At 33.9% G+C, this 7442-nt stretch carries 7 protein-coding genes; 6 read left to right on the top strand and 1 reads right to left on the bottom strand.

From position 1 onward, the window contains the following. The first annotated feature begins 90 nt into the window (after nt 1–90). The 6 genes from GOQ24_RS13620 to GOQ24_RS13595 all read left to right on the top strand — a co-directional run bounded on the left by GOQ24_RS13620 (nt 91) and on the right by GOQ24_RS13595 (nt 6516). Nucleotides 91–1563 carry an aminoacyl-histidine dipeptidase gene (locus GOQ24_RS13620; protein WP_155092442.1) on the top strand — a complete coding sequence of 491 codons (1473 nt, stop codon included), beginning with the start codon at nt 91–93 and terminating at the stop codon, nt 1561–1563. 155 nt (nt 1564–1718) lie between these two features. Further along, complete coding sequence (locus tag GOQ24_RS13615; protein ID WP_155092443.1) at nt 1719–2915, top strand: aspartyl protease family protein; 1197 nt, start codon at nt 1719–1721, stop codon at nt 2913–2915. A 143-nt stretch (nt 2916–3058) separates the two neighbouring features. Further along, complete coding sequence (locus tag GOQ24_RS13610; protein ID WP_155092444.1) at nt 3059–3655, top strand: YceI family protein; 597 nt, start codon at nt 3059–3061, stop codon at nt 3653–3655. A gap of 96 nt (nt 3656–3751) precedes the next feature. After that, nucleotides 3752–4825 (top strand): peptide chain release factor 1, encoded by a 1074-nt coding sequence (gene prfA / locus GOQ24_RS13605; RefSeq protein WP_155092445.1) that lies wholly within the window; start codon nt 3752–3754, stop codon nt 4823–4825. A 72-nt stretch (nt 4826–4897) separates the two neighbouring features. Continuing rightward, nucleotides 4898–5719 carry an orotidine-5'-phosphate decarboxylase gene (gene pyrF / locus GOQ24_RS13600; RefSeq protein WP_155092446.1) on the top strand — a complete coding sequence of 274 codons (822 nt, stop codon included), beginning with the start codon at nt 4898–4900 and terminating at the stop codon, nt 5717–5719. Further along, nucleotides 5716–6516: an ABC transporter substrate-binding protein gene (locus GOQ24_RS13595; RefSeq protein ID WP_155092447.1), complete on the top strand. Its 801-nt coding sequence runs from the start codon at nt 5716–5718 to the stop codon at nt 6514–6516. The genes pyrF and GOQ24_RS13595 overlap by 4 nt, the downstream gene beginning before the upstream one ends. Before the next feature lie 160 nt (nt 6517–6676). Here GOQ24_RS13595 and GOQ24_RS13590 read toward each other — a convergent pair whose 3' ends face one another. Beyond that, a complete protein-coding gene (locus GOQ24_RS13590) occupies nt 6677–7348 on the bottom strand; it encodes a DUF4197 domain-containing protein (RefSeq protein WP_317165488.1) in 672 nt (223 codons plus the stop codon). Nucleotides 7349–7442: the final 94 nt, after the last annotated feature.

Genomic DNA, 7442 nt, shown 5'->3' with positions numbered 1-7442 from the left:
GGAATATTAAAGTATTAGATGTATACTATATATTAATTTAGAAATCCCTAAATTTGAAGAAATATAATTTGAATAAGAACAACTAATAATATGAGTCAAGAAGTAAGAAATTTAGAACCAAAACAACTTTGGAATAAGTTTGCTGATCTTAATGCAGTACCTCGTCCTTCTAAGAAAGAAGAAAGAGTGATTGAGTTTATGATGAACTTTGGTAAAAGTTTAGGATTACCTACTATCAAAGATGAGGTAGGAAATGTGATCATCAAAAAACCTGCAACTGCAGGTATGGAGAATAGAAAGACAATTGTGATGCAATCGCATTTGGATATGGTTCACCAAAAAAATAACGATACTGTTTTTGATTTCGATACTCAAGGTATTGAAATGTATATAGATGAAGATTGGGTACGTGCAAAAGGAACTACTTTAGGAGCTGATAATGGTTTGGGAGTAGCAACTATTATGGCAATTTTAGAGAGTACAGATATTCCTCATCCTGCTATTGAAGCTTTATTTACGATAGATGAGGAGACTGGAATGACTGGTGCAAAAGGTTTAAAAGGAGGTTTGTTAGAAGGAGAGATTCTTTTGAATCTTGATACAGAAGAAGATGATGAAATTGATATCGGATGTGCTGGTGGTGTAGATGTAACAGCTTCAGCAGAATATGATGAAGAAGATACGCCGGAAGGGTCTGTAGGATATCGCATCACAGTTAAAGGTCTGAAAGGTGGACATTCAGGTATGGATATTCACAAAGGACTTGGTAATGCGAATAAGATTATGAACCGTTTGTTGTTCGATTCTTTTGACAATTTCGGACTGCAGATTTCGAAGATAAAAGGAGGAAGTTTGCGAAATGCTATTCCTCGTGAAAGTGTTGCAGATGTTATTATAGCAGGGGTTTACGATGAGGCTTTTGTATATGATATGAACCTTGTAGTAGATGAGATCAAAGCAGAACTTCACACAGTAGATCCTGATTTTACAGTTGAGTTCGAGAAGTTATCAGCAGAGGATATGCCTAAGAAAGTGATGCCTTCTATGGCGCAGTATTTCTTTGTGCGTTCTATGTATACTGCTCATAATGGTGTTTATAGAATGAGTCCTGATTTTGAAGGTTTAGTAGAGGCTTCAAATAATATTGCAAAAGTAGATTTAGCAGATGGGAAATTAGTAGTTAAATGCTTGACGAGATCTTCTGTAGAGTCTTCGAAATTAGATGTTGCTAATAGCTTAAGAGCTGCATTTGAGTTAATGGGATGTGAGGTAGAGTTTTCTGGGTCTTACCCAGGATGGAGCCCTAATCCAGATTCTGAAATACTTGACATCATGGTGGATATTTATGAGAAACAAAATGGAAGTAAGCCAGATGTTGTAGCGTGTCACGCAGGATTAGAATGTGGTATCTTGGGAACTCATTACCCGGAAATGGACATGATCTCTTTTGGTCCTACAATTAGAGGAGCTCACTCTCCTGTAGAAAGAGCGAGTATTTCTTCAGTACAGAAATATTGGAAATTTGTTTTAGAGATTCTAACTAAAATTCCTGAAAAGAAATAATATAGCAGAATAGTTATATAAAAAGGAACTTCATTTATGAAGTTCCTTTTTTTGTTTTATAGGTAAATTAACGTAATATCTTGGTTATCTATATTTATTTTTGTTAAAAATGCCAATAGGTTACTTATCTTTGCGCTTTAAAGTTATGATTAGGTATGAAAAATATTTTGGGAAAATTATTTGGGGTGTTTGTCCTGTTAAGTGTTGTAAACTCGATTGGACAAGAAGTTAAATTGCCGTTTATATTATCCAAAGACGACACTTCTATATTTTTAAAATTGCCCTTTGACAATCAAATTGATAGTTTGTTGTTTTTCTTTGATACAGGTGCGGGAATTGCCATGGTAGATTCAACTGTTGCTCGCGAAAGGGGATTTGAAATTAATAGTAGTATTAATGTAAGTGGAGCTGGAGGAAAGAAAAGTTATGATATGATGAAGGGGTATCAGTTACAGTTAGGTAACAATGTCGCTATAGATAATGTGTCTATTGTTCTTGATGATCTTTCGAGGTTAACAGCACTGTATGAAAAGAAATTTGACGGAATTATTGGGGCTACTATTTTAGATAGGTATCTAACTAAAATTGACTTTGGTACGCAGACGATGAGTTTATATGAATTTGGTACCGCTTTAGACTATAGCGCTTATCAGAAATTACCTATTGAATTTTACGGTGGGAATATACCTAAACTACCCATTGTTTTCGAACTTTCAAATGGAGATAAATTTGAAGGTGATATTCTATTTGACAGTGGGGCAGGAGTGACACTTATCGTGAATAGACCTTATAAAGAACAACATCAGCTGTATGACAAGTTAGAACAGAAGATTACTTATACAGGTAACAATCTTAGTAATAAGACATTTTACGAGAAAGGAATAATTAAGAATATCCAATTAGGAGATTATAAAATAGAAAAAAGCGATATGGCAATTTCCTTATCGTCAGATGAAGCAGGTGTAAGTGCTGCAGAGGGAATCGTCGGTATAATGGGGAGTGAGATTATCCACAGGTTTGACTTGATTCTCGACTATAATTCTAAGGTGATTTACATCAAGCCAAATCAGTTGTTTAGTAAGGAGTTTAAGCCATTGATAAACCCAATCTCTTTTAAATATAGTAGCGATAGAAGTCAAATTATGATTGCCAGTATTATAGAGACTACTGATGCCTATAAAAAGGGGTTAAGAGAAGGGGATATAATATTAGCCATTGATGGTTTTACTTCGAATGATTTTTCGGATTACGAAAAGATATTGAGAAAAGAGAACACAAAGGTGAAGGTTAAATACATCGATTCAAATGGAAAAGTAAAGACAGTTAAGCTTTCTTTGACAAGAATACTTTAATAGCCTTTACAATAGATAAAGGTGAGTTTTTTAGCTCTATTCCTTTATAAATTTTGTCTAATAGAAAAAATTAATGTTTAATTAAGAATTAAATGTACTGATTTTAGTATTTTAGACGTTATAAAAATTAAAACTCAGTTAAAATGAAAAAATCACTTCTTGCTATAGCATTAGTAGCAGCTTTTGCTACTTCATGTGGAGAGAAAAAACAAGACACAAAAGACGTTCAAGATAATGCTAAAACAGAACAAGTAGCTGAAGCTAACTATACGTATGGATTAGAATGGACAGCATTTAAAACACCAGGTAAAGTTGGAGTAAAAGGGCAGTTCAAAGACATTAAGTTAATTGATGCAAACGCAAGTGCTGCTACTGTTACAGAGGGATTAAGCGATGCAAAATTCGTAGTTGTAACATCGTCTGTTTTTACTAATGACGCAGGTAGAGATGAGAAGTTGAAAATGGAGTTCTTTGCAAAAATGCTTGGAAATATCAATGGTTATTTTGGAGAGTTTAAAGATGGTAAGGTTGTTGTAAATATTACAATGAACGGTATCAGCAAAGAGAAAGAATTCTCTTATGAGGAGAAAGATGGTGTGTTGAAACTAAACGGAGCTATTGATATTTTAGCTGATTTCTCTGCAAATACAGCATTTGACAGTTTACATGAAGCATGTAAAGATCTACATGAAGGTAAGACATGGTCTGATGTTGAGCTTTCTATAGAGATTAAAAAATAATTTTACATATATTTGGTAAAAAGCGAGAGGGATAGTGAATTATCCCTCTTTTTTTTTAACTTTGCATTCCAAATTAATTATCTGTATTTTAAAGATATGATAGATAGATTACAAATTATAAAGCAACGTTTTGATGAGGTTTCTGATTTGATTATTCAACCAGATGTAATTGCTGATCAAAAACGTTACGTGCAACTAAATAAGGAATATAAAGATTTAAAACAGCTTGTGGAAAAACGAGCTGAGTATTTAACTCTGAAAGGAAATATTGATGAAGCTAATGAGATCATTGCAGACGGAAGTGATGCGGAGATGGTTGATATGGCAAAAATGCAACTGGAAGAGGCAAAAGAAAGATTACCTGAATTAGAAGAGGAGATTAAGTTTTTATTGATACCTAAAGATCCTGAGGATGCTAAGAACGTAATGGTTGAGGTGAGAGCAGGTACGGGAGGTGATGAAGCGAGTATCTTTGCAGGAGATTTATTTAGAATGTACACTAAATATTGTGAATCAAGAGGGTGGAGAACATCTGTAGTTGATGTAAACGAAGGAACTTCAGGAGGATACAAAGAGGTGATTTTTGAGGTAACAGGAGAAGATGTTTATGGAACCTTAAAATTTGAAGCAGGTGTACACCGAGTTCAGCGTGTTCCTCAAACAGAGACTCAAGGACGTGTTCATACATCTGCAGCAACTGTTATGGTACTGCCAGAAGCAGAAGAATTTGATGTTCAAATTGACATGAATGATGTCCGTATTGATTTATTCTGTTCATCAGGACCTGGAGGACAGTCTGTAAATACAACTAAATCAGCTGTGCGTATGACGCACATCCCAACAGGTTTGGTTGCTCAATGTCAGGATGAAAAATCACAACATAAGAACAAGGACAAAGCTTTATCTGTATTGCGTTCTCGTTTATATGAAATGGAGTTAGCGAAGAAACAAGAGGAAGATGCTAAAAAGCGTAACTCTCAAGTAAGTAGTGGAGATAGATCTGCTAAGATTCGCACCTATAATTACCCACAAGGTCGTGTGACTGATCATAGAATTGGATTGACACTTTATGATCTTGACGGTGTAATGAACGGAAACATTCAAAAAATCATTGATGAACTACAATTAGTTAGCAATACTGAAAAGCTGAAAGAAAGCGATGTATTCTAATTTAAGTTTATGATATTTCAAAACCACACTTACCTTTGTAGAGTGTGGTTTTTTTTAAACTATACTTTTATAATGACAACACAACAATTACTTGAGCAAATAAAAAAGAAGAATTCTTTTTTATGTATTGGTTTAGATGTAGATATGACTAAAATTCCTTCTTTCTTGTTGAAAGAGGAAGATCCTATCTTTAGCTTTAATAAAGCTATAATTGATGCAACACACGATGTTGCCGTTGCCTATAAACCTAATATTGCCTTCTATGAGGCGTATGGTATTAAAGGATGGGAATCACTAAAGAAAACAATCGATTATATTAATCAAAATTACCCAGAGCTGTACACTATTGCAGATGCGAAAAGGGGAGACATTGGAAATACTGCCACTATGTATGCAAAAGCCTTTTTTGAAGATATGGAGTTTGACAGTGTTACAGTAGCTCCTTATATGGGTAAGGATTCTGTTGAGCCATTTCTAACTTTTGAGAATAAGCATACTATTTTATTAGCTTTGACTTCTAATGAAGGTGCTTTTGATTTTCAAACTCAACTTATCGAAGGTAAACCACTTTATCAAAAAGTAATAGAGAAATCACAGACTTATAACAATGCGGATAATCTGATGTATGTTGTGGGAGCTACAAAGGCGGAGTATTTTAAAGAAATCAGAAATATAGTACCTCATAGCTTTTTATTAGTACCTGGAGTGGGGGCACAAGGTGGAAGTTTGCAAGATGTGTGTCAATATGGGTTAAATGATCAGGTTGGTTTGTTAATAAATTCCTCAAGAGGGATTATCTTTGCATCTAATAAAGAAGATTTTGCAGAGAAAGCGCGTGAACAAGCGTTGCTATTGCAAAGAGAAATGAGTGATATTTTAAAAGAAAGGTTATGATTGCAATGAAAGATCAGGTTGGACAGGAACATCGTTTTGAAACACTTCCAAAACGCATTGTTTCGTTGGTTCCTTCACAAACGGAAACATTATTTGACTTAGGTTTAGAAGATGAAATAGTTGGTATTACAAAGTTTTGTGTACATCCATATCACCTAAAGGCTACTAAGACAAAAGTAGGGGGTACGAAGAAAGTACACCTTGAGAAAATAAAGTTGTTACAGCCTGATATCATTATAGCAAATAAAGAAGAGAATACACTTGAAATAGTTGAGAGCTTGAAGGGGATTTGTCCTGTATGGGTAACCGATGTGGTTACTTTGGACGATAATATCCAAATGATTGAAGACTTTGGGAATCTATTTAATAAAAGAACGGAGGCGAGAAAATGGATTGATAAATTAAATTTCGCTCAGAGGGATTTTATGGATTTTGTAAAGGATAAGAATTCTTATAAGGCGGCTTATTTTATTTGGAGAGAGCCTTTTATGGTTGCTGGACGAGATACGTTTATAAACGAGTTATTAAAGTTGAATAAGTTTGTGAATGTATATGAGAATAGGGAAGAAAGGTATCCTGAAATAGAATTAAAAAAGATACGAATTCAAGGAGATCCCGAAGTAGTGTTTTTGTCATCAGAACCTTTTCCTTTTACAGAAGAACATGCTTTTGAAATAGGTAGGTTTACTCATCATGGAAAAACTGTCTTTGTCGATGGTGAAATGTTCTCATGGTATGGCACACATTTGTATAAAGCATTTGATTACTTCAAACAAATACACGAAAGGTTGTCGTGATAATAAAAAATAAAAACCGAGTAGAGGCCTATTTCTACTCGGTTTTTTATTAACTAACCCTAACTTTATGAAATCAATCATATAATGATACAAATGTCTAAAAAAAATCGGACTTAATCAGTTAAATGAATGTTATAATAATGTTATGAGTGTGTTTTGTTTAAAAAATTCCGATTTTATCAAAAATACTTTGCTTTTTTTGATCTTTATCTTTTTTATTCTTAGAGGAATTATCTGAAGTGTTTTTATTCGATGTATTTGTTGTGTTATCTTGAATTGAGAATACATCTTGAAGTAATTTATTTGATCTCGAACCTCCTATATTCTCTCTGATTTTATCTTCTTCAACAGCAATCATAGTAAACACACCAGCCATAGTTTGATTTGTAACGTAATCTGTTAGGTTGGTATTGATTTGCGAGACAAGTGGTAGTTCGTTATAAGTAGAGAAGATCTTTTCCCATACTTTATCAGCACCTACACTTGAGAGTGATTTTTCGATTACAGGAGAAAACTTTGAGTATAAAGCTTTAGTAGTACTTTCTTTTAGATAATTCGTTGCAGAGCCTTTTCCTCCAAGAAGGATATTCTTTGCATCGTTAAAAGTAATGTTCTTTACAGCGTCTACAAATATGGGTGTAGCTTCTTTCACGGCATCTTCTGCTGCGCGATTGATTAGCATTAATCCTTGGTCAGCCAAGTTACCTAAACCTAATTTTCTTAGCGTTTGGTCTACTTTCTGTACTTCTTCAGGTAGTAAAATTTTTACTAATTCGTTTTTGTAAAAACCATCTTTTTCAGTTAGTTTACTAACTTGTTGTTCAGTATGCACCCGAGCAAGTACATCTTGTGAGATATAATTATTCTTCTACAACGTTTGAGTTTAATGTTTTATAGTTATGAGGATATAAATCTGTAATGTTCTT

It is taken from the genome of Myroides sp. LoEW2-1 (assembly GCF_009767705.1).
Classification (GTDB): Bacteria; Bacteroidota; Bacteroidia; order Flavobacteriales; family Flavobacteriaceae; genus Flavobacterium; species Flavobacterium album_A.
Note: the sequence above shows the minus strand (reverse complement) of the source record. Positions and strands in the feature narration are given on the sequence as shown.

Excerpts from the sequence above, each read along its gene's own strand:
- GOQ24_RS13620 (WP_155092442.1), top strand. The coding sequence starts at position 91 with ATGAGTCAAGAAGTAAGAAATTTAGAACCAAAACAACTTTGGAATAAG.
- GOQ24_RS13615 (WP_155092443.1), top strand. The coding sequence starts at position 1,719 with ATGAAAAATATTTTGGGAAAATTATTTGGGGTGTTTGTCCTGTTAAGT.
- GOQ24_RS13610 (WP_155092444.1), top strand. The coding sequence starts at position 3,059 with ATGAAAAAATCACTTCTTGCTATAGCATTAGTAGCAGCTTTTGCTACT.
- prfA (WP_155092445.1), top strand. The coding sequence starts at position 3,752 with ATGATAGATAGATTACAAATTATAAAGCAACGTTTTGATGAGGTTTCT.
- pyrF (WP_155092446.1), top strand. The coding sequence starts at position 4,898 with ATGACAACACAACAATTACTTGAGCAAATAAAAAAGAAGAATTCTTTT.
- GOQ24_RS13595 (WP_155092447.1), top strand. The coding sequence starts at position 5,716 with ATGATTGCAATGAAAGATCAGGTTGGACAGGAACATCGTTTTGAAACA.